Source organism: Flavobacterium macacae, assembly GCF_003865365.1.
Classification (GTDB): domain Bacteria; phylum Bacteroidota; class Bacteroidia; order Flavobacteriales; family Flavobacteriaceae; genus Flavobacterium; species Flavobacterium macacae.
The window spans coordinates 49,121-71,427 of record NZ_RQVR01000005.1; the positions used below are offsets into that span (position 1 = coordinate 49,121).

Annotated in this window: 20 protein-coding genes; 13 read left to right on the plus strand and 7 right to left on the minus strand. The window is 37.0% G+C overall.

The features are described 5' to 3' along the window. The first annotated feature begins 23 nt into the window (after positions 1–23). The 3 genes from EG849_RS05830 to EG849_RS05840 all read left to right on the plus strand — a co-directional run bounded on the left by EG849_RS05830 (position 24) and on the right by EG849_RS05840 (position 4,044). Entirely contained in the window at positions 24–1,172 is a 1,149-nt protein-coding gene (locus EG849_RS05830) for a hypothetical protein (protein ID WP_125012140.1), read from the plus strand. A 38-nt stretch (positions 1,173–1,210) separates the two neighbouring features. Further along, positions 1,211–3,256 (plus strand): FG-GAP-like repeat-containing protein, encoded by a 2,046-nt coding sequence (locus EG849_RS05835; protein WP_125012141.1) that lies wholly within the window; start codon positions 1,211–1,213, stop codon positions 3,254–3,256. Between the two features lie 110 nt (positions 3,257–3,366). Next, complete coding sequence (locus EG849_RS05840) at positions 3,367–4,044, plus strand: DUF4919 domain-containing protein (RefSeq protein ID WP_125012142.1); 678 nt, start codon at positions 3,367–3,369, stop codon at positions 4,042–4,044. 235 nt (positions 4,045–4,279) lie between these two features. Here EG849_RS05840 and carB read toward each other — a convergent pair whose 3' ends face one another. After that, entirely contained in the window at positions 4,280–7,132 is a 2,853-nt protein-coding gene (carB, locus tag EG849_RS05845; protein WP_125012143.1) for a carbamoyl-phosphate synthase large subunit, read from the minus strand. Between the two features lie 170 nt (positions 7,133–7,302). Next, the gene (gene rpmH / locus EG849_RS05850; protein WP_007136275.1) at positions 7,303–7,464 is read right to left on the minus strand and encodes a 50S ribosomal protein L34; all 162 of its coding nucleotides are present in this window, start codon (positions 7,462–7,464) and stop codon (positions 7,303–7,305) included. Positions 7,465–7,633: 169 nt separating this feature from the next. On the opposite strand from rpmH, the gene EG849_RS05855 reads away from it, so the two are divergent. Continuing rightward, positions 7,634–8,149: a DUF2892 domain-containing protein gene (locus tag EG849_RS05855; protein ID WP_125012144.1), complete on the plus strand. Its 516-nt coding sequence runs from the start codon at positions 7,634–7,636 to the stop codon at positions 8,147–8,149. A 127-nt stretch (positions 8,150–8,276) separates the two neighbouring features. Here EG849_RS05855 and EG849_RS05860 read toward each other — a convergent pair whose 3' ends face one another. Then, complete coding sequence (locus tag EG849_RS05860; protein ID WP_125012145.1) at positions 8,277–9,170, minus strand: lytic transglycosylase domain-containing protein; 894 nt, start codon at positions 9,168–9,170, stop codon at positions 8,277–8,279. A 164-nt stretch (positions 9,171–9,334) separates the two neighbouring features. Continuing rightward, complete coding sequence (locus EG849_RS05865; protein WP_125012146.1) at positions 9,335–9,997, minus strand: alpha/beta hydrolase; 663 nt, start codon at positions 9,995–9,997, stop codon at positions 9,335–9,337. A 117-nt stretch (positions 9,998–10,114) separates the two neighbouring features. Here EG849_RS05865 and EG849_RS05870 point away from each other — a divergent pair, with 117 nt between their 5' ends. Genes EG849_RS05870 through EG849_RS05880 form a run of 3 tightly spaced genes read left to right on the plus strand, consistent with a single transcriptional unit; the run spans position 10,115 to position 11,547 of the window. Then, positions 10,115–10,837: a pirin family protein gene (locus EG849_RS05870; protein ID WP_125012147.1), complete on the plus strand. Its 723-nt coding sequence runs from the start codon at positions 10,115–10,117 to the stop codon at positions 10,835–10,837. A 13-nt stretch (positions 10,838–10,850) separates the two neighbouring features. Continuing rightward, complete coding sequence (locus EG849_RS05875) at positions 10,851–11,138, plus strand: GNAT family N-acetyltransferase (RefSeq protein WP_125012148.1); 288 nt, start codon at positions 10,851–10,853, stop codon at positions 11,136–11,138. Positions 11,139–11,178: 40 nt separating this feature from the next. Beyond that, on the plus strand, positions 11,179–11,547 hold the full coding sequence (locus EG849_RS05880) for a hypothetical protein (protein WP_125012149.1): 369 nt from the start codon (positions 11,179–11,181) through the stop codon (positions 11,545–11,547). Positions 11,548–11,612: 65 nt separating this feature from the next. On the opposite strand, the gene mtaB is transcribed toward EG849_RS05880, so the two are convergent. Then, entirely contained in the window at positions 11,613–12,944 is a 1,332-nt protein-coding gene (gene mtaB, locus EG849_RS05885) for a tRNA (N(6)-L-threonylcarbamoyladenosine(37)-C(2))-methylthiotransferase MtaB (RefSeq protein ID WP_125012150.1), read from the minus strand. Positions 12,945–13,036: 92 nt separating this feature from the next. On the opposite strand from mtaB, the gene EG849_RS05890 reads away from it, so the two are divergent. After that, positions 13,037–14,647: an ABC transporter substrate-binding protein gene (locus tag EG849_RS05890; protein ID WP_125012151.1), complete on the plus strand. Its 1,611-nt coding sequence runs from the start codon at positions 13,037–13,039 to the stop codon at positions 14,645–14,647. Between the two features lie 335 nt (positions 14,648–14,982). After that, on the plus strand, positions 14,983–15,414 hold the full coding sequence (locus EG849_RS05895) for a PepSY-like domain-containing protein (protein WP_125012152.1): 432 nt from the start codon (positions 14,983–14,985) through the stop codon (positions 15,412–15,414). 61 nt (positions 15,415–15,475) lie between these two features. Here the strand turns inward: EG849_RS05895 and EG849_RS05900 are convergent, their stop codons facing one another. Further along, complete coding sequence (locus EG849_RS05900; protein ID WP_125012153.1) at positions 15,476–16,651, minus strand: GlmU family protein; 1,176 nt, start codon at positions 16,649–16,651, stop codon at positions 15,476–15,478. Between the two features lie 116 nt (positions 16,652–16,767). Next, complete coding sequence (locus EG849_RS05905) at positions 16,768–17,037, minus strand: lipocalin family protein (RefSeq protein ID WP_125012154.1); 270 nt, start codon at positions 17,035–17,037, stop codon at positions 16,768–16,770. A gap of 423 nt (positions 17,038–17,460) precedes the next feature. On the opposite strand from EG849_RS05905, the gene udk reads away from it, so the two are divergent. From udk to scpA, 4 genes are all read left to right on the plus strand, one after another. Continuing rightward, entirely contained in the window at positions 17,461–18,069 is a 609-nt protein-coding gene (udk, locus tag EG849_RS05910) for a uridine kinase (RefSeq protein ID WP_125012155.1), read from the plus strand. A gap of 21 nt (positions 18,070–18,090) precedes the next feature. Then, positions 18,091–18,441, plus strand: a complete 351-nt coding sequence (locus EG849_RS05915) for an FtsB family cell division protein (RefSeq protein ID WP_125012156.1) — start codon at positions 18,091–18,093, stop codon at positions 18,439–18,441. Between the two features lie 238 nt (positions 18,442–18,679). Next, complete coding sequence (locus EG849_RS05920) at positions 18,680–20,050, plus strand: methylmalonyl-CoA mutase subunit beta (RefSeq protein WP_125012157.1); 1,371 nt, start codon at positions 18,680–18,682, stop codon at positions 20,048–20,050. A 1-nt stretch (position 20,051) separates the two neighbouring features. Then, a complete protein-coding gene (scpA, locus tag EG849_RS05925; protein ID WP_125012158.1) occupies positions 20,052–22,181 on the plus strand; it encodes a methylmalonyl-CoA mutase in 2,130 nt (709 codons plus the stop codon). Positions 22,182–22,307 lie beyond the last annotated feature (126 nt).

Genomic DNA, 22,307 nt, shown 5'->3' on the forward strand with positions numbered 1-22,307 from the left:
CCCAAATAATTGCATTTATCACTATGAAACAACTCTACTATCTAAGAATTTATTTATTATTATCAGTAATTACTACATTTTTATCATGCGGAACCGATGATGAAAACTATGTATTTATACCAGATCCAACTTCGCCTGTAACAGTAGATTTGAGCCAAGTTCCGTATGCTAAACTTTCCGATTACCACTTTTTTGACGGCGAAATAAAGAACCAAAACCCTTCTTTAGATGTTTTGCCCTATGAACCTGCAAGCTCTTTATTTACTGATTATGCCCACAAAAAAAGATTTGTCTGGATGCCTAAGAATACTTCCGCTACATTTAATGGAGATGAAAAAGTACTTGAACTGCCTGTCGGCGCGGCCTTGGTTAAAACATTTTATTATGATAACGTACAAAATATAACTCCGGCTGGAGGCACAAGAATCATAGAAACCAGAATTATGATTCGAAAATCTTCAGGTTGGATTTTTGCAAATTATGTTTGGAATGACGAACAAACCGAAGCTTTCCTGGATTTAGAAGGAAGCTATACCGACATCTCCTGGAAAGACGAAAACAATGTTATCAAAAGCACGAACTATAGAATTCCGAATGAAATTCAATGCATAGTTTGCCATAAAACGAATCAAGTCGTAGACGGAAATACAACTTCTGTGAACATTCCGATCGGTATTAAGCCTCAAAATTTAAATTTCAGCAAAAACTTCGGAACAGCGAACGCCAACCAATTGACAAAATGGATGCAGGAAGGATATCTTCAAAACAACTTCAGCTTACCAACTGCTTCAAATACTGCAATTGATTATAACGATGTTTCAAAACCAATTTCACTGAGAGCAAGATCTTATGTAGATATAAATTGTGCTCATTGCCATCAAACCAACCAGCATTGTGATTACCGTCCGATGCGCTATGCTTTTAACGAAACTAGAGCACAAAATGGTTTGACAAACATGGGCGTTTGTGTGGAAACACAAGACATGCAAGATTTTGACGAATCGCTTGCACAAATTGTAAATCCAGGAAATGTTAATCGATCGATGATGCATTTTAGATTAAATACTACAAATGAAGCGTACAGAATGCCTCTTCACGGAAGAACAATAATTCATGAGGAAGGTGTTCAGTTAGTTGAAGCCTGGATCAATTCTCTTTCCAGTTGTCCCTAAAAACCACCTATAAAAACAACCAACAAAAACTATCACACATGAAAAAAATTACCCTCTTTTTAATTTTATTTTTTGGAACAAACATTTCGTTTGCCCAAAATTCTTGTGGCGGAGCAACTGCCATCACAGCCGGAACGTATGTTGTCGACGCGGTTAACGGAACCCCGATAACTACCGCTTGCGCAAGTACCGGACTTGGAACCGCTGCGGAATGGTATTCCTATACTCCAACTCAAAATTATTCAGTAACAGTTACAACTGACCTTCAAATTAACATCTGCAAAGACACCCGCCTTCATATATATACTGGAACTTGCGGGAATTTAACTTGCTTCGCAGGAGATGATGATGCCGGTGTAATTCCGTGTAATTCGGGAAATTCTAATTCTTATCTGTCCACTGCTACTTTTACTGCCACCGCTGGAACTACCTATTATATTGCTTTTGATAATAAATACCAATCTACTGGATTTTCATTCCAGTTGATCCAGGCTCCAGTAATCGTACCGCCACCTACTCCAATTTCATATACAACACAAACCATTTCAACAGTAAATAGTGCTTACAATTATTGCGTTGTTGACATGAACAATGATAAAAAAGATGATATTGTAGGCGTTAGCGATAACAATTTAAAAATTCATTATCAAACCACGCCGGGCGCCTTTTCAATTTCTAATTTTGCAATTTCAGGGGTAAGCAAAATGCCTTACTGGAGCATGGCTGCGGGAGATTATAACAAAGATGGTTTCAATGATTTAGTTTTAGGAGCTGGCAATGGGCTTTCTGTATGGACATCAAACAGTACCGGAACTGCTTACAGTAATTTTTCGCCCACAAATTATATTTTCTGCCAAAGGACAAATTTCATCGACTTAAACAATGATGGTCATCTTGATGTATTTTCTTGCCACGATATTGCTCCAAATGTTTATTTTTTAAATAATGGTGCTGGCAATTTGACGTATTACCAATCAACAGTTACGCCAGGTGCGATGAGCATTGGTGCGATTGGAGGAAATTATGCAACACTTTGGACCGATTTTGACAATGACGGCGACCAAGATGTCTTTATTTCAAAATGTTCAGGACCCGCCTGCGAATTGCACAGAAATGATGGTAACGGTGTTTTTACAGATATTTCGGCTCAATCGCAAATAGATATTACGCCAATCCAAACTTGGTCTTCGGCTATTTCTGATTTTGATAATGACGGAGACATGGATATTATCATCACCGCAAGTTCGGGAACTCACAAATATTTTAGAAATAATTTAGATTCCAGTGGAAACTTGGGCGCTTTTACCAACATCACGGCAGGTTCTGGATGGGATACAAATACTTCAGTCAACGTTGACAATGTTGCTTACGACTTTGACAATGACGGTTTTATAGATGTTCTTGGTGGCGGTGGAAAAATTATGTTCAATTTAGGCAATGGGACTTTTTCACCTGTAACCTACAGTGGTATTAGCGTTGGGCCAATTGGTGATTTAAATAATGATGGTTTCCTTGATATTATGAATGGCTCAACAGTTCGTTATGCAGTTCCAAATACGAACAAATGGCTTAAGGTTGCCTTAAACGGAATCCAAAGCAACAGTAACGGAATCGGTGCCAGAGTAGAAATTTATGGTGCTTGGGGAAAACAAATTAGAGATATAAGAAGTGGCGAAGGATTCAGATACATGAGCTCTTTAAATGCCCATTTTGGTATTGGTCAAGCCACCCAAATCACACAAGTAATCATCAGATGGCCATCTGGAATCGTGGATACAATTACCAATCCTTCTCCTAACCAAACATTAAATGTTACCGAAGGAGCCACTTTAGGTGTATCGGAGAACAATAGCAACCAATTTGCTTTGTACCCAAATCCGGCAAATGACTTTATCAATATCCAATTGAAAGACATGCAGGAAATAGCGGATGCAAAAGTGTATGACATTAATGGAAGAATGGTATTGACTCCAAAAATTTCAGATACTAAATTAAATGTGCAATCTTTAACTGCAGGAACATACCTATTAATTTTACAAGATGCAACAGGAAATAAATTCTCTCAAAAATTCATAAAGCAATAATTACTCTAAAAAAAGCCCTGAAATTCAGGGCTTTTTTTAGCTTCAAAATCTGAAAACATCTTAACCGTGAAATTGGTATCTTTGGATACTACTTTTAAAATTTCAAGTTTATGAAAAAGGCTTACTTCTTATTCATCATAATTACAATTTACAGCAGCGCAGTTGCACAAGAAAGCAACTTTGAAAAACCTAATTACCTAACCATTGAAAAAAACATAAAAGACAAAAAATCAGACTTTTATTATCCAAAATTGATGGCTCGCTATGAATTGTCAGACACCACAATGACTATCGAACAAAAAAAACATTTGTATTACGGCTACATTTTTCAACCCAAATACAATCCTTATGAACAATCAGAAGCTTCTGAAAAATTAAGCGAAGTTATCAATAAAGAAACACTTTCTGAAGAAGATTTAACTGAGATTATCAAGCTTTCCGGTCAAGCCTTAAAAGAAAATCCGCTTGACATTCGTTCCTTAAATTACCGACTTTACAGCTTAGAACAGCAGAAAAAAACCGACGAGCTTCAAAAAAACCTCATCAAATTAGAAATTATTGTGGATGCCTTGGTCAGTTCTGGTGACGGAATCAGCAAAGAAACCGCCTTTTTTGTCATCGATACATCACACGAATATGATTTATTGGCGATGTTCGGCTTCCGTTATGCCGGTGAACAAAGCTTGATTGAACATTTTGATTACTTAACTGTCGCGGAAAATGAAGAAAACATCAAAGGATTGTATTTTGATGTGACACCCTGCTTAAATTTTTTAAAGAAGAATTAGAAGCTATTTCCAGCTTTCCCTTCAAGCTTTTTTAGCTAAGGCAGTTTTTGCAAGCTGAAAAAAGAGCTTCCTCCGGTCGCTTTTTTACAGCGCAAAAACAAGCCTTTCCTCAAAAAAGGCTTTCCGTGCAATCTGGGCTATTGACGCAGATTGTCGCCAATAATACGCACAAAAAAAGCCTCCAAATCTGGAGGCTTTTTTTTATTTTCAATATTCAATTTTAAGAGCTGTAAATCTATTTGCTCAAGTACATTTTTCTTCTTGAATACAATTCATAAAATTGATCGTCTTTCAAATCATCAATAAACAAGATGCTTTCTCCCGTTGATTTCATCTCTGGTCCTAACGCTTTATTAACTCCTGCAAACTTGCTGAAAGAAAAAACCGGCTGTTTGATTGCATAGCCGTTCAATTTCGGATTAAAGTCAAAATCAGTCACTTTATTGTGGCCTAACATTACTTTTGTCGCATAATTCACATAAGGCTCGCCATACGCTTTTGCAATAAAAGGAACCGTTCTAGACGCTCTTGGATTGGCTTCAATGATGTAAACCGTGTCGTCTTTAATTGCAAACTGAATGTTGATCAGACCTACAGTTCTCAAAGCCAAAGCAATTTTCTTCGTATGGTCTTTAATCTGTTGCATCACGAATTCTCCTAAGTTAAAAGGAGGCAATGTCGCATTTGAATCTCCCGAGTGAACTCCGCAAGGTTCAATATGCTCCATAATTCCGATGATGTACACATTTTCGCCATCGCAAATCGCATCTGCTTCTGCTTCAATCGCACCATCTAAATAATGATCCAGAAGCAATTTATTCCCCGGAATCGATTTTAGCAAATCAATTACGTGTTCTTCTAATTCTTGTTTGTTGATAACAATTTTCATTCCTTGCCCGCCCAAAACATACGAAGGACGAACCAGTAAAGGAAAATCTAAAGTATCCGCCAAAACCGAAGCTTCATCAGCACTTTCAGCAATCCCGAATTGCGGAAAAGGAATATTTAATTCCGTCAGCAATTCAGAAAAACGCCCTCTGTCTTCCGCCAAGTCTAAAGCATCAAAACTCGTTCCGATGATTTTGATTCCGTATTTAGACAATTTTTCAGCCAATTTCAAGGCCGTCTGGCCTCCTAACTGCACAATCACGCCTTCTGGCTTTTCGTGCTGGATAATGTCATAAATATGTTCCCAGAAAACAGGCTCGAAATACAATTTATCAGCCGTATCAAAATCAGTTGAAACCGTTTCTGGGTTACAGTTGATCATAATCGTTTCATAACCGCATTCTTTCGCCGCCAAAACACCGTGGACACAAGAATAATCAAACTCAATTCCTTGCCCAATTCTGTTTGGACCCGAACCAAGAACTACGATTTTCTTTTTATCTGTGACGATACTTTCGTTATGAACATATTTTTGTCCGTCAGCAGTTTCAATTTCTGCTTCAAAAGTTGAATAATAATAAGGTGTTTTTGCCGTAAATTCTGCTGCACAAGTATCAACCAATTTATAAACTCTGTTGATATTCATATCTTCACGAAGCTTGTGAACTTGGCTTTCCAGACATTTCATCATGTGCGCAATCTGTCTGTCAGCGAAACCTTTTTGTTTTGCTTCAAGCAATAATTCTTTCGGCAACGTTTCAATCGTGTAATTTGAAATTTCTTTTTCTAAAGAATATAATTCTTCATATTGTTTCAAGAACCACATATCTATTTTAGTGATTTCGTGGATTCTGCTCAATGGAATTCCCATTTGGATCGCGTCATAAATCACGAAAACCCTGTCCCAACTTGCATACGTCAGCTTTTCAATAATTTGGTCGTAATTGGTGTAGCTTTTTCCGTCAGCACCAAGTCCGTTTCTTTTAATTTCAAGAGATTGCGTCGCTTTATGCAAAGCTTCTTGAAAAGAACGGCCAATTCCCATCACTTCTCCCACAGATTTCATCTGAAGTCCTAAAGTTCGGTCAGCGCCTTCAAATTTATCGAAGTTCCAACGTGGAATTTTTACGATTACATAATCCAAAGTCGGCTCAAATAAAGCAGAAGTTGATTTTGTAATTTGGTTTTGCAATTCATCTAAATTGTACCCTAAAGCCAATTTCGAAGCAATTTTTGCAATTGGATAACCTGTTGCTTTTGATGCCAAAGCTGATGAACGCGACACGCGAGGATTGATTTCAATCGCCACGATATCTTCTTTTTCATCAGGAGAAACGGCAAACTGAACGTTACAACCGCCCGCAAAGTTGCCGATGCTTCGCATCATTTTGATCGCCATATCGCGCATCTTTTGGAAAGTCGCGTCAGATAAAGTCATCGCAGGAGCCACCGTAATCGAGTCTCCGGTGTGGATTCCCATCGGATCCATATTTTCAATTGAACAGATAATCACGACATTGTCATTTTTATCTCTCAATAATTCAAGTTCATATTCTTTCCAGCCCAGCAACGCTTTGTCGATCAAAACCTCGTGAATTGGAGACATTTCCAATCCGTATGTTAACTTTTCATCAAATTCTTCCTTTGTGTGAACAAAAGCAGCACCCGTTCCACCCAAAGTAAATGATGGGCGAATTACTAATGGAAACCCAAATTCCTGGGCAATTTCTTTTCCTTGCAAGAATGAAGTTGCTGTTTTGGCAGGCGCTGTTGGGATTTCAATTCTTTCTAAAAGCTGTTTGAACTGCTCTCTATCTTCAGTAATGTTAATCGCATTGATGTCAACTCCGATTAATTTTACTCCAAAATCTTCCCAAATTCCTTTTTCGTCCGCTTCCAAACATAAATTTAATGCAGTCTGTCCTCCCATCGTAGGCAGAACGGCATCAATTTGTGGATGTTCCTTAAGGATTTCAATGATTGATTTGGTAGTCAGCGGTTTTAAATAAACGTGGTCAGCCATTGACGGATCCGTCATAATGGTTGCTGGATTTGAATTGATTAAGATAACCTCAATTCCTTCTTCTCTGATGGAACGCGCTGATTGTGAACCTGCATAATCAAATTCGCAAGCCTGACCGATAACGATTGGACCTGAACCGATGATTAAAACTGATTTAATTGAATTGTCTTTCGGCATTGCTGTGTGTTGTTGTAGTTAATTTTAGATACAAGGTTTTGGGAATTATGGTTTAGGGCTAAACCTTGAATCTTAAACCTATAGCCCTGAACCTTCGGTTTTTACCGACAAGGTATAAAAAAAGGCGATACTAGAAAAAAGTAACGCCTTTATTTATGTTTATTCAAACATTATTTTTTGTGTCTTGGCTCACAAGAAACAGTCAATTTATGTCTTCCTTTAGCTCTTCTTCTAGCAAGGACTTTTCTTCCATTGGCAGAAGCCATTCTGTCCATAAAACCGTGCTTATTTCTTCTTTTTCTTTTCGATGGTTGAAACGTTCTTTTGCTCATTGCTTTGTATCTTTAAAAAACTTAATTAAATATCTTTTTATAGGTTCGAAATCAATGCTGTTCCAAAACCGAGTGCAAATATACAAAGACTTTTTTTTCTTGCAAGTGCTTTTTGAAAAATATTTTTAATTCATTTTACTACCTTTGCATTCTTAAACACAAAATAATTATGTTTCACAGGAATATCAAATTAATTTTAGCCGGACTTATCATTGCTACAGGCATTTGGCAATTTACAGAAAACAATATTGGAAACGGAATCTTCCTTATTTTATTCTCTTTAATATTCATTTTGCTCTATTTTAAAAATGAATTTATCCTTTTAGCCTTCTTAAAATTGAGAAAACAAGATTTTCCGGGTGCTCAAAAATGGCTGTCTTACATAAAAAACCCAGAAACTTCTTTAGTAAGAAAACAACAGGGTTATTACAATTACCTTCACGGATTGATGCTTTCGCAAACTAATTTAACGCAATCAGAGAAATATTTCAAGAAAGCAATCGAACTGGGATTGTCAATGGATATGGATTTGGCCGTGGCAAAATTAAACCTTGCCGGAGTTGCCATGTCAAGAAGAAGAAAGATTGAAGCTACCAATTTATTGGCAGAAGCTAAAAAATTAGACAAACAGGGAATGCTGAAAGATCAAATCAAGATGATGAAAGATCAGATGAAGAAAATATAATTAGACTTCTTAGATATCTTACAAAAATACATATAAAAAAAAAACCACTTTTAGTCGAAACTAAAAGTGGTTTTTATTTATACGAAAGTTTAAGAATTTGAAATTCTAACGATCTGAAACACCTAAATTAATATCCTTCGGTAGGAATTTCAAACACATATTTCTTTTTCGTTGCGTTTGTCAATTTTCGGTCACGAAGCCAAGGATTGTGGATTTTCAATATTTTATAATTGATTCCTTGTGATTTTGCAAAAACAGCCAAATCGGTAATAGAACTGTCCACCTCGATTTTCTTAGTAGGAATCAGTGGGTACAATTCTGTCGGATTTACCGTAAAACCATATTGCACTGGGTTTTTCATAATTTCTTTCAAAGCTAAGATTCTGAAAACATAACGCGCCGTTTCATCGGTTAAAAGCAAGTCATAATAGTTAGTTTCGCCTTGAAAAGTAATTTGTTTGTTCACGCCGCCAAAACCTCCATTGTAAGAGGCCGCAGCTAAAGTCCAGCTCCCGAATTTTTTATAAGCACTTGACAAATATTTGCAAGCGGCTTCCGTAGACATTTCAAGATGGTAGCGCTCATCAACGATATCATTGACTTCCATGCCGTATTCTTTTGCCGTTGCCGGCATAAACTGCCAAAAACCTTTTGCACCCGCAGAAGAAGTAGCGTTCATCAAAGCACTTTCAGCTACAGCCAAATATTTAAAATCATCCGGAACTCCGTTTTTCTTTAAAATAGGTTCAATGATTGGAAAAGCACGGTTGGCTCTTTTTATAATCAACAGCGTCGAAGCGTCAAGATTGGCATTTACAAGCAATTCCCTGTCAAAACGTTCTTTGACGTCAGCAATATGCAAAGGTGTTTTTTCTCCTGCAAAATCAACTTCCGTAGGGAAATAATTTGCTTTTACCATTGCTGTTTTTTCTTTAATCTTTTCGCTGGAAACCGCGTGAACCATCACGCCACTTACCAAAACTACCGAAGCAATCAGGCCTGTTTTCTTAATCAAATTCATATTCATTTCTTTTTTGAGTGTATTTTGTAAACCTACAATTTTTTTTCTTTTTAATTATTTAATTTGAACCCTTAAGAAAGTAAGATTCAAAAATCAAACCAAGATTTTTATTTATAAAAATTATCGAATTATCGAATTATCGAATTATCGAATTATCGAATTAATCAATTTTCTAAAATAATTCTCGGTAAATTTTCATTCAGCCATTTGAATTTATTGATAATCATAATGTGCGTACCGCCTTTTATCGGAATGTAATTCTTAATATATTTTGGAGGAAAAACCTCGTCAGCATCGCCGTGAATGTGAATCACGTTTTCATCTGGTTCTGCCCTATCCCAAAGAATTATTTTTTCTAAAGCCCAATCCAGATACTTTTTATCGCGCATTGACAGAAACTTTTCATACAATTTCAACCGCTGGTTCATCTTGTTGCCACCCATAGAAAACTTCGCAAAAAGCGCCACGTTTTTAGCCAATCCGGTTGGAAAAACCTTGTAGGCTTTGATTGTTTTGGCAAATTTCATTCTTCTCGGAAACTCCGCATTGCTTTTGACACTTGAAATAATAATCACTTTCTTTGCATTGACAATCCGGCCCATTTCCTGCACTAAAACACCTCCGAAGGAAACCCCGATCAAAACAGCATCTTCGTGCTTAATATTCAATGCGATTCGCTGCGCATATTCTTGCAACGTTTCATTATCCAAAGGCAAAACCCATTCTAAAAGATGCATTTCAAATTGTTCTTCAGGAAGAAGAATTCGCTCAAAAATTGCGGAACTCGCCGCCATTCCTGGCATAAAATATACATGTACTTTTTCCATCAGAATTGTTTTAACGCTATCATAACAGCAACAAAAGGTTTTTATTACGAAATTTGTATAAAATTATGGTTTTTATCTGAAAACCAGCTTCACATCTTTTTAAATAATCTATAAATTATGCAAACGCGACTGTTTCCAAAAAGCGCACGAGGAAAAGCAGATTTCGGTTGGCTTCAGGCCAATTTTTCATTTTCTTTTGGCAATTATCAAAATCCAGAAATGATGCAATTCGGAATGCTTCGTGTATTAAACGATGACACCATTGCAGCTGGAATGGGTTTTGGAACGCATCCGCACGAAAATATGGAAATCATCACGATTCCTCTCGAAGGTGGCTTGACGCACCGCGACAGCATGGGAAACCAAGCCACGGTCTCTTTTGGCGAGGTGCAAGTGATGAGCGCCGGAACCGGTGTGCAACATTCAGAAATGAACGCGAGCCAAAGTGAAAATGCAAAAACCCTGCAACTTTGGATTTTCCCTGAAAAAGAAGATGCTACGCCACGATACGACCAAAAATCTTTTGACCTGAAAAACAACCTAAACTCCTTTGTGAACATTGTTTCTCCCGAAGATAAAAATGACGGAAACGCACTTTGGATCCACCAACAGGCGTTTTTGCATCTGGGCATTTTTGAAGAAAATCAAACTATTACTTACGATATAAAAATACCTTCAAACGGAATTTACATTTTTTTAATTGAAGGCGAAATCGAAATTGAAAATCAGACGGTAAATGAAAGAGACGCTTTTGGAATCATTGAATTTGATTCCTTCGAAATCAAAACAAAAGCCAAATCTAAAATTTTGATGATTGAAGTTCCGATGCGATATAACTAGAAAAAAAAATATTATGGAAATCAAAGACAATACTTTTTCAAGACAATTTGAGGCTCACAGCGAAGACGGAAAATTAGTTTCTGTGGAATATTCTTTTCAAGAACGCAAAATATTTTTGACTAAGGTAAATCTGCCAGAATCTTTTGAGGACGAAACCTTTGTTTCTGATGTATTAAAAGAAATTATGGCAATAGCAGAAGAGCGAAAATTAAAAGTTGTTCCGACACATCCAAAAATCGCTTCTTTTTTTAGAAAAAATCCGGTTTATAAAGAATTGCTTCCTCCGGGAATTAGAATCTAATAGCGTCTCAAACTGTTTGCTGGATTTAAAATCTGTGTGTTTGAAAAGAAAATTTTATTATTTTTATCAAATGACAGAAGAAATAAATACCCAAATCCTCGACTTCTTCGAAAACATCGAAAAATATTACGGAAGCAAAACCGAAATCACCGAAGGTTTGTACAGCCTTACAGAAAGTTTTGACAGCCATTCTACCACTTGGAATTTATCTGAATTTGATTTGGTTCGCTCTGGATATCGAAAAGCCGGAGAACGGCTGATGATGGAAGGCGAAAAAATGTATTATGAGATCTCAGCCGCGCTACTGGTCAGCTTTGAGCAAAAAGGAAGAAACTCGTATGAATTTGTAGAAAAATATGGAGATTCGGTTTTTAGAGTAACCAAGATTAAGTTTCATTATAAATATTAGACGTTCGATTTTTAGATAGTTCGATTTTTCGAAATACCCAACAATCTAAAAATCGAACTATCTATCTAAACTTCTACATTCAAAAACTCTAATCGCACCGAACCGTCATCGTCAATTTTTGTCAGATTGATTTCGTGCAAAGTATTCACCAATTCTGGATTCCACGGCGTTTTTACTTTTACGTAATTTTCTGTAAAACCGTGAATATAGCCTTCTTTATTTTCGCTTTCGAATAAAACCGTTCTGTTTGAACCGATTTGGCTTTCATAAAAAGCGCGTCTCTTTTTCACAGAAAGTCCTCGCAACATCTTGCTCCTTTTAGCACGAACATTTGCAGGAACTGGATTTGGCATATTTGCCGCTTCGGTGTTATCTCTTTCAGAATACGTAAAAACGTGCAGGTAAGAAATATCCATTTCGTTTAAGAAATTGTACGTTTCCAAGAAATGTTCGTCGGTTTCACCAGGAAATCCAACGATCACGTCCACACCAATACAGGCGTGAGGCATTACTTCCTTTATTTTATTGACTCTTTCGGTATATACTTCGCGCAAATAACGGCGCTTCATTTTCTTTAAAACATCATTGCTTCCTGATTGCAACGGAATATGGAAATGCGGTACAAAAGTTCTTGATTTTGATACAAATTCAATTGTTTCATTACGAAGTAAATTGGGCTCAATGGAGGAAATTCGCAAACGCTCGATTCCTTCTACTTCATCCAATTTTTGAACTAATTCATAAAAAGTATGTTCGTGCTTTTTATTTCCGAATTCGCCTTTTCCATAATCGCCAATATTGACGCCGGTCAAGACAATTTCTTTGATATTTTGCTGTGAAATCTCTTTGGCATTTTGCAGTACATTTTCCAATGTATCGCTTCGAGAAATTCCTCTTGCCAACGGAATTGTGCAATACGTACATTTATAATCACAGCCATCCTGAACTTTTAAAAATGCTCTGGTTCGGTCTCCAATGGAATAGCTTCCTACATAAAAATCAGCTTCAGAAATCTCGCAAGAATGCACTTCTCCAAAGTCATTTTTGGACAAATCGTTAATGTAATCGGTGATTTTGAATTTTTCTGTCGCGCCTAAAACCAAGTCAACGCCATCAACAGACGCCAATTCTTCGGGCTTCAACTGCGCATAACAACCCACTGCTGCAACAAAAGCCTTGTCGTTCAATTTCATTGCTTTTTTAACCACCTGCTTGAATTGCTTGTCGGCATTTTCAGTAACCGAACACGTATTGATTACATAAATATCAGCAATATCTTCAAATTCAACGCGGTCAAAACCTTCGTCTTGAAAATCACGAGCAATCGTAGATGTTTCTGAAAAATTCAGTTTGCATCCCAACGTATAAAAAGCGACTTTTTTTCTGTTCTCTGTCATTATAAATCCTCCCGAAAATTGGGAAATTGGTATCTTTAGCTATATTTACATTTTGCAAATAGCCTGCAAATTTACATACAATATTTTTCAAAATGAAATCAATAATTCACTACATATCAATATTTTGCATATCATTAACTTTATTTTCCTGCGGAAAAGAGGCAAAAGAAAACCGCGACAATCAAGTTTTTAGATTTAATCAAGATGCAAATGTGAGTTCATTGGATCCTGCTTTTGCAAAATCTCAAGACAATATCTGGATGTGCAATCAGCTTTTTAACGGCTTGGTGCAACTCGATGACAGCTTGAATATCAAACCTGATTTGGCTAAATCTTGGACGATTTCAGAAGATGGAAAAACATACACTTTTACGTTAAGAAATGATGTTCGCTTTCATAAAAATAACGTTTTTAAAGATTCCACACGTATTGTAAACGCTGGTGACTTTGCATATAGTTTTAATCGCCTTTTGGATGAAAAAGTCGCTTCGCCAGGCGGATGGATTATGCAGAATGTAGAAAACTTCAGAGCTACAAACGATACCATTTTTGAGATAAATCTAAAAAAATCATTTCCTGCATTTTTGGGATTGCTTTCTATGAAATACGCGTCGGTTGTTCCAAAGGAAGCTTTTGAAACTGCAAATTATGATTTTAGAATCAACCCAATTGGAACGGGGCCTTTTCAATTTAAGCTTTGGGAAGAAAATGTAAAATTGGTCTTGAGAAAAAATCCGTTGTATTTTGAAAAGGACGAAAACGGAAAACAATTGCCTTATCTGGAAGCGGTTGCCGTGACTTTTTTACCAGACAAACAAAGTGGCTTTTTGCAATTTGCACAAGGAAAAATTGATTTTATTTCAGGCCTCCATCCTTCGTACAAAGATGAAATTTTGACGCAAAGCGGTCAATTGCAACAAAAATACAAAAACGATGTAAATATGATTACGGGTCCATATTTGAATACCGAATATTTGGGTTTCAGAATGGACGGAAGCAATAAAACGGTTTTAGACAAACGGATTCGCCAAGCCTTGAATTATGGTTTTGACCGACAAAAACTGGTGACGTATTTAAGAAACGGAATGGGAACTCCGGCAATTAACGGAATGATTCCGGCTGGTTTGCCGAGTTTTGACGAAACCAAGATTGGCTACAATTATGACATCCAAAAAGCACGAAGTTTAGTTGCCGAATATAAAAAAGCAACAGGCGATAAAAACCCGAAAGTGGCTCTGAGTACGAACGCTACCTATTTAGATATTTCTGAATATTTGCAACGCGAATGGAAGAAAATCGGGGTTGATGTTTCGATAGACGTGAATCCACCGGCGACTTTGAGACAGGCGATTTCTACGGGAAAAGTTTCTTTTTTTAGGGCGAGCTGGATTGCCGATTATCCGGATGCGGAAAATTATCTTTCTTTGTTTTACAGCAAAAACTTTGCCCCGAATGGACCGAATTATACGCACTTTAAAAACACTGAATTTGACAAATTATATGAAGATGCTTTTCTAGAAACCGATGATGCCAAACGCTTTGTTTTATATCAAAAAATGGATCACTTGGTGATGAAAGAAGCTCCGGTTGTTCCTTTATTTTATGATAAAGTGGCGCGATTTACTAGGAAAAATGTGGTGGGATTGGGGATAAATCCTTTGAATATGTTGGATTTAAGACGGGTTAGGAAATTAGATAAGTAACGAGCGTCGGAATTAGAATTGTCCTGAAGATGGGACGCGGATTTTCAAGATTCCTTGTGAAGCGGATTTTTTTGGTTGCGTTGATCGGCTACTATTGATCCAGAAGTTTGCAAAAAGACGGATACTTTCTCAAATAGCCCTGATTGCAGGGAAAATCCTTTTCATTTTTTCTTTAAAAATGAAAAGATTGTACCGAAAAGCAGGTATTGCGATTCCTGAAAACACCTCATGTTTCGATTCTGAAAAAAAAAGCGGTTTAACTTCTTTTAAATCTATCTTAATAGAATTGTTTAAAAAACTAGATTTTTGTAATTTAGATAGAAAATAATTCTATTATGAAAACAATCTTATTTTCGGCATTTATTTTCCTTATGGGTTTCAATGCCAATGCCCAAAAAACTCCTATAAAAAACTCGGAATTGCCTGCGGAAGCGACGGCTTTTATCCAGACTTATTTTAGTAAAAACACGATTCACCACGCGATCAAAGACAAAGACAGACGAAAAATTACATTTGAAGTGATGCTCGACGACATGACGGAATTGGAATTTACTGAAAAAGGTGCGTGGAAAGAAGTGGACGGAAAAGGAAAGGTGATCCCGACGGGTTACATCTTAAAACCGATTTTGGATTATGTGGCAAAAAATCACCCTAAAGCTTCGATAACGCATATTGACAAGGGTTTCAACGATATCGATATTGATTTGGATAACGGAATTGAACTTGAATTTAATTTAAAAGGGAAGTTTTTGAGAATTGACAGATAATTTTCTACATCAAAAAAAAAACCGCGATTGGTGAAATCGCGGTTTTTTTATATGTGAATTTTTAGTCTTTTCGCCACTTTTTTGTCTCTTCAAAAACGTGTTCTAAAATGGAAGCGTCTTGCTCGCTGAACTCAATATTTCTTCTGGCCATCACTATTTTTGCCGTATCAAAAGCTTTTTTAGTGATGTAAGTTGTAAAACCGGAAGCTCCGCCCCAAGAAAAACTCGGAACAAAGTTTCTAGGAAAACCGCTTCCGAAAATATTGGTGCTCACGCCCACTACCGTTCCAGTGTTAAACATGGTGTTGATACCACATTTACTGTGGTCGCCCATCATCAAACCGCAAAATTGAAGTCCGGTTTTTGCAAAACCTTCTGTTTCATAACTCCACAATTTTACTTCTTCGTAGTTGTTTTTTAGGTTGGAATTATTGCTGTCCGCTCCGATATTGCACCATTCGCCCAATACTGAATTTCCTAAAAAACCATCGTGCCCTTTGTTTGAATAGCCAAAAAGAACAGAGTTGTTTACTTCGCCTCCAATAACAGAATGTGGCCCAACTGTAGTGGCGCCATATACTTTTGAAGCCAATTTGACGCGTCCCGATTCGCATAACGCAAAGGGTCCGCGAATTACAGAACCTTCCATTATTTCAGCATTTTTTCCGATGTAAATGGGTCCGGTTGACGCGTTTAAAGTTACAAATTCCAATTTTGCCCCTTCTTCAATAAATATATTTTCAGGAGAAATTACATTGACACTTTTCGGAATTGGTTGCGAAAATCGGTCTTCTGTCAAAATTTCAAAATCTTCCCGGATTGCCACATCATTTTTTTGGAAAATATCCCAAGTATTTACGATTGTCAAGCAGTCATCGTTGTATTCTATTATTTCATAATTGTCAAAATCAACTTCTTCCTGCGATTCTTCCGAGAAAAAAGCAATCACTTCTTCACCTTTAAATATTGCCTGGTTTTTTTCTAACGATTTTACCATTTCTGACAAGACGTCATTTGGCAAAAAAGAAGCGTTGATCATCACGTTTTCTTCCATTTCCACCATCGGATATTTCTCAGAAAGATATTCTTCTGTTACCGTTGTGGTTGTGTAACCCAAATATTTTTCCCATTTTTCACGAATGGTCAAAATCCCTACGCGAATGTCAGCAACGGGGCGTGTAAACGTGAAGGGCAATAACGAATTTCTAACGGTTCCGTCAAAAAGTATATAGTTCATTTTGTTTTTGTTTCAGTTTGAAGCTCAAAGTTACAAAGAATTCATTTCTCAATATTTTTTTTCCAAAAAAAAAGCTCCTCAAATGAGAAGCTTTCCTGAATTGTATTCAAAGTTTATTATTTTGTATATGTAAAATCAGTAAGTGCTGTTATACCTTCAAAACTTTCTGACGTACGTAAAACCATTTTGGTTGAGTTTGCTACAACAATTTGATAAACTACAGTTTCTCCGCCTTCCTCTACTGTTAAGGTGTTTCCTGATCTTGTATATGTGTCAGAGAATGTAGTAAGAGTACATGATGCTCCAAAATACTCGCCATCAATAGCAGTTCCGTTTTCTAAAATCTCGTAGTAATCTTTTTCACATCCTGTTTGGTGCTCGTACACTTCATCATAAACGACTGTACCGTTTACTGAAGTTTTTTCAGATGCATAATTCCATTTTCCAATAACTGATCCAATGTTTCCTGATGAATCGTCATCACTACTACACGATGTAAAAGTTAATCCAAAAAAAAAGCAGAGGCCACTAAAATACTAATTTTTTTCATTATTTCTTTGTTTTAAATGTTCATGCAATGCTACAAAGTTTCTTACAAAAAACAAAATTAATTACTAATTATTTCTTAAAATTATTAGCTTTAATTTGGAATGTATATAAATTTCACCGTATTCATTAGCTATTTTATTAAAATGACACAATTAAAATTATAAGTTTAAAATTTTATTCCAAAAAACATTTCAAAAAAAACAAAAAACACTCTCAATTAAATTTCTATTTTTGTCTCAAGAAAACATAACACAACTTTTATGCTCATTATTGGAATTGCCGGAGGAACCGGAAGCGGAAAAACAACTGTCGTTCAGCAAATTATGAACGAACTACCTCAAGCCGAAGTCGGAATTATTTCTCAAGATTCTTATTATAAAGAGAACCACGGACTGAGTTTTGATGAACGCGCACTGATTAATTTCGACCACCCTCGCGCCATTGACTTTGAATTGTTGGTCGCCCAATTAAAAGAATTAAAAGCTGGCAAAAATGTGGAACAGCCTGTATATTCTTTTGTAACGCACAACAGGACAGACGATACCATCAACACGCACCCGCGAAAAGTGATGATTGTTGAAGGGATTTTAATTCTTGCCAATCCTGAGCTTCGTGATATGTTTGACATCAAAATTTATGTCCATGCCGACTCTGACGAGCGATTGATCCGTCGTTTAAAACGGGACATTGCAGAGCGTGGACGTGATATGACCGAGGTTCTAAACCGTTACCAAAACACGTTAAAACCAATGCACGAGCAATTCATTGAGCCGACAAAAGCCTTTGCCGACATCATTATTCCTAACGACAAATACAACACGGTGGCAATTGACGTGGTTCGCGCCGTGATCAACCAACGAATTCTATAAAAAAAAGCCTAACTTTATCAAGTGAAAAATCCTTTCAAAAATAACACAAAACGCCATCCTTTACTGCGGTTTCTGACCAACAGGTACTTTCTTGTGTTTGCCATTTTTGTGGTTTGGATGATCTTTCTTGACAATTATTCCTTGCTCGACCACCGAGTTCTCGATAAAGAAATTAACGAGCTTGAAGACAACAAAAAATATTACAAAGACGAAATAAAAATGGACCAGCAGAAAATAAAACTGCTCAAAAATCCAGACCAAATTGAAAAATACGCCCGCGAAAAATATTACATGAAACGCGACAGCGAAGACATTTACATCATTGAATTTGAAGAAAATTTGCCTCCAGATGAAAAAGGAAAATCGCTTTAAAACTATATAATCTGAAGTATTTGAAGCGAAAGTGTAGGCATTTTCAGTAATCGCAATTCCCGCTTTTCGGTACAATCTTTTTCATTTTTAAAGAAAAAATGAAAAAGGATTTCCCCTGCAATCGGGGCTAATTGAGAAAATTTTCGCATTTTTGGAAACATCAAAAAATGTAAACTCTAAAAGTCATAGCGTAAAAGTCTAAGAATCTAACAATCCAAGCAGTCTAAAAATTTAAATTATGTCTGAAAATCTATTTGACGACTTCAGTCCGGTTTCTTCCAAACAATGGAAACAGCAAATTCAATATGAATTAAAAGGTGCTGATTACAATGAAACACTTGTTTGGGAAAGTCCAGAAGGCATCAAAGTCAAGCCTTTTTACCACCTTGACGAATTTGAGAGAACCAATACTTCAAATCCCAACACCGAGTCGTTTAAAATCACGCAAAATATTTTTGTCCATGATTTAGACAAGTCCGTTGGCCGGGCTTTAGAAACTTTAAATCGCGGTGCTGAAAGCATCCGTTTTACCATTGAAGAAGAAACGTGCAATGTTGAAAAGTTACTGGAAAAGCTTCCTTTAGAAAAAACAACCTTATACTTTCATTTATCGTTTCTTTCAATCGATTTCGTAAAAAGAATTGATACCGTTGCAAAAACCAGAAACGCGCAGGTTTTTGTTCAAATTGATCCTGTTGGAAATTTAGCAAAAGAAGGAAACTGGTACCATAATTTAGAAACCGATTTTGATATTTTAAACACCCTTTCTATCTCGTGCCAAAATATCAATTTCTTGAGCATCGATGCTAGTTTATATCAAAACGCTGGAGCTAATATCGTGCAACAAATTGCGTATACTTTAGCGCACGCCAACGAATACTTCAACCGAATTGCAACAATCTCAAAACCTATCGTTTTGCAAGTTGCCGTGGGAACCAATTACTTTTTTGAAATTGCAAAACTGCGCTCGTTGCGACTGCTTTTTGACTTGGTTGCCAAAGAATACGACCATAATTTTCAATGCCATATTTTGGCCATTCCTTCCAAAAGAAATAAAACGCTGTACGATTACAATGTGAATTTGCTTCGCACGACTACAGAATGCATGAGTGCCATTTTAGGTGGCGCCGATGCTGTTTCGAACTTGGCTTATGACGCTTTGTACCATAAAGACAATGAATTTGGAGATCGAATTTCTCGAAATCAATTGCTTGTCTTAAAACACGAAAGTTATTTTGACAAAGTTGCAAATCCCGCTGACGGAAGTTATTACATCGAAAGTTTGACACAGCAATTATCTGAAAAAGCATTGGCTTTATTTAAAGATATAGAAGCAAATGGCGGTTTGGTAACGCAATTAATTGAAGGAACCATCCAAAGAAAAATTCAAGAAAGCGCTCAAAAAGAACAAGAATTATTTGATTCAGGAAAAGAAATTTTATTAGGAACCAATAAATATCCGAATAAAAACGACCGAATGAGCCACGATCTAGAACTTTTTCCTTTTGTAAAATCAAAGCAAAGAAAAACATTAGTTGCACCAATTATCGAAAAAAGATTGGCCGAAAAAATGGAAATGGAACGTTTGGAGAGTGAGAAAGAAAATTAACATGAAAAGAAAAAATATACAAAATATAAAGTTAGAAAATAGCCAAAAGCCAAAAGCTAAAAGTTTAGAAGAAGAAAACTTCTTGACTGCTGAAGGAATCGAGCTTAAAAAAACCTATTCGGAAGAAGACATTCAAGGTTTAGAACACTTGGAATTTGGGGCGGGTTTTGCCCCAAATTTACGCGGTCCTTATTCCACAATGTATGTTCGCAGACCATGGACCGTCCGCCAATATGCCGGATTTTCTACTGCTGAAGAAAGCAATGCTTTTTACAGAAGAAATCTTGCCGCAGGCCAAAAAGGACTTTCCATTGCATTTGACCTGCCAACGCACCGCGGTTATGATTCAGATCACGAGCGCGTTGTTGGAGACGTAGGAAAAGCTGGGGTTGCTATTGATTCTGTGGAAGATATGAAAGTACTTTTTGACCAAATTCCTTTGGATGAAATGTCAGTTTCAATGACCATGAACGGCGCCGTTTTGCCGATTATGGCATTTTACATAGTCGCTGCAGAGGAACAGGGCGTCAAACCAGAATTGCTTTCAGGAACAATCCAAAATGATATCTTGAAGGAATTTATGGTGCGAAACACCTACATCTATCCACCATCTCCTTCGATGAAAATCATTGCTGATATTTTTGATTTTACGAGTAAAAAAATGCCGAAGTTCAACTCGATTTCAATTTCGGGTTATCACATGCAAGAAGCCGGAGCTACTGCTGACATTGAGTTGGCATACACTTTAGCCGATGGTTTGGAATACATCAGAACAGGTTTGGCCGCAGGAATGAAAATCGATGAATTTGCTCCTCGCCTCTCTTTCTTTTGGGCCATCGGAATGAACCATTTTATGGAAGTTGCAAAAATGCGCGCTGGAAGAATGCTTTGGGCAAAATTATTAAAGCAATTTAATCCGAAGGATGAAAAATCATTGGCTTTAAGAACGCATTGCCAGACATCAGGTTGGAGTTTGACCGAGCAAGACCCGTTTAACAATGTGGCTCGAACAGTAATTGAAGCTTCGGCTGCTGCTTTTGGAGGCACACAATCGCTGCACACGAATGCTCTGGACGAAGCAATTGCTTTGCCGACCGATTTCTCTGCAAGAATTGCTCGAAATACGCAAATTTTCCTTCAAGAAGAAACAAAGATTACCAAAACTGTTGATCCTTGGGCCGGAAGTTATTACGTAGAAAAACTGACCGATGAAATTGCGCAAAAAGCGTGGGAATTAATTCAAGAAGTGGAAGAATTAGGCGGCATGACAAAAGCCATTGAAGCTGGAATTCCGAAATTGAGAATTGAAGAAGCGGCTGCAAGAAAACAAGCGCGAATCGATTCAAGCCAGGATATCATTGTTGGTGTCAATAAATACCGATTAGAAAAAGAAGATCCGTTGCATATTTTGGATGTGGACAACCAGATGGTTCGCAGGCAGCAATTGGAACAATTAGACAAAATAAAGGCTTCGAGAAACACGGAGAAAGTAAAAGAACTTTTAACTAAATTGACCGAATCTGCACAATCAGGCGAGGGAAATTTATTAGAACTGGCAGTAAATGCAGCGCGCGAAAGAGCCACTTTAGGCGAAATCAGCGATGCCTTAGAAACTGTTTTTGGAAGATATAAAGCGCAAATTAAATCATTTAGCGGCGTGTACAGCAAAGAAATTAAAAACGACGAAAGTTTTGCAACCGCAAAACAAAAAGCAGATGAATTTGCACATTCAGAAGGCCGCCGTCCAAGAATTATGATTGCCAAAATGGGACAAGATGGTCACGATCGCGGCGCAAAAGTAGTGGCCACAGGTTATGCCGATGTTGGTTTTGACGTGGATATTGGCCCGTTATTTCAAACTCCGGCGGAAGCCGCAAAACAGGCTGTTGAAAATGACGTACACATTTTAGGCGTTTCTTCATTGGCTGCCGGCCACAAAACTTTAGTCCCGCAAGTAATTGAAGAATTGAAAAAATATGGACGTGAAGATATCATGGTTATTGTTGGAGGTGTAATTCCGGCGCAAGATTATCAGTATTTATTTGATGCTGGGGCTGTTGCCGTTTTTGGCCCTGGAACTAAAATTAGCGAAGCCGCCATTACAATCTTAGACATTCTTTTGACCGAATAATTATTTTTATGCAAATAAAGAATAGGCTTTTATTCTTATTTGCATAAAACTTATCTGAAGAAGAAAAATATAAAAATCGAAATTGTTGGTACTTCAAAAGAGTGTCAAAAATTTCGATTTTTATTA

Coding starts and splice junctions, on each gene's coding strand:
- EG849_RS05890 (WP_125012151.1), top strand. CDS start 13,037: ATGAAATCAATAATTCACTACATATCAATATTTTGCATATCATTAACT.
- EG849_RS05860 (WP_125012145.1), bottom strand. CDS start 9,170: ATGAATTTGATTAAGAAAACAGGCCTGATTGCTTCGGTAGTTTTGGTA.
- rpmH (WP_007136275.1), bottom strand. CDS start 7,464: ATGAGCAAAAGAACGTTTCAACCATCGAAAAGAAAAAGAAGAAATAAG.
- EG849_RS05920 (WP_125012157.1), top strand. CDS start 18,680: ATGTCTGAAAATCTATTTGACGACTTCAGTCCGGTTTCTTCCAAACAA.
- EG849_RS05835 (WP_125012141.1), top strand. CDS start 1,211: ATGAAAAAAATTACCCTCTTTTTAATTTTATTTTTTGGAACAAACATT.
- EG849_RS05900 (WP_125012153.1), bottom strand. CDS start 16,651: ATGAACTATATACTTTTTGACGGAACCGTTAGAAATTCGTTATTGCCC.
- EG849_RS05895 (WP_125012152.1), top strand. CDS start 14,983: ATGAAAACAATCTTATTTTCGGCATTTATTTTCCTTATGGGTTTCAAT.
- EG849_RS05875 (WP_125012148.1), top strand. CDS start 10,851: ATGGAAATCAAAGACAATACTTTTTCAAGACAATTTGAGGCTCACAGC.
- carB (WP_125012143.1), bottom strand. CDS start 7,132: ATGCCGAAAGACAATTCAATTAAATCAGTTTTAATCATCGGTTCAGGT.
- EG849_RS05830 (WP_125012140.1), top strand. CDS start 24: ATGAAACAACTCTACTATCTAAGAATTTATTTATTATTATCAGTAATT.
- EG849_RS05870 (WP_125012147.1), top strand. CDS start 10,115: ATGCAAACGCGACTGTTTCCAAAAAGCGCACGAGGAAAAGCAGATTTC.
- EG849_RS05840 (WP_125012142.1), top strand. CDS start 3,367: ATGAAAAAGGCTTACTTCTTATTCATCATAATTACAATTTACAGCAGC.
- scpA (WP_125012158.1), top strand. CDS start 20,052: ATGAAAAGAAAAAATATACAAAATATAAAGTTAGAAAATAGCCAAAAG.
- mtaB (WP_125012150.1), bottom strand. CDS start 12,944: ATGACAGAGAACAGAAAAAAAGTCGCTTTTTATACGTTGGGATGCAAA.
- EG849_RS05855 (WP_125012144.1), top strand. CDS start 7,634: ATGTTTCACAGGAATATCAAATTAATTTTAGCCGGACTTATCATTGCT.
- EG849_RS05865 (WP_125012146.1), bottom strand. CDS start 9,997: ATGGAAAAAGTACATGTATATTTTATGCCAGGAATGGCGGCGAGTTCC.
- udk (WP_125012155.1), top strand. CDS start 17,461: ATGCTCATTATTGGAATTGCCGGAGGAACCGGAAGCGGAAAAACAACT.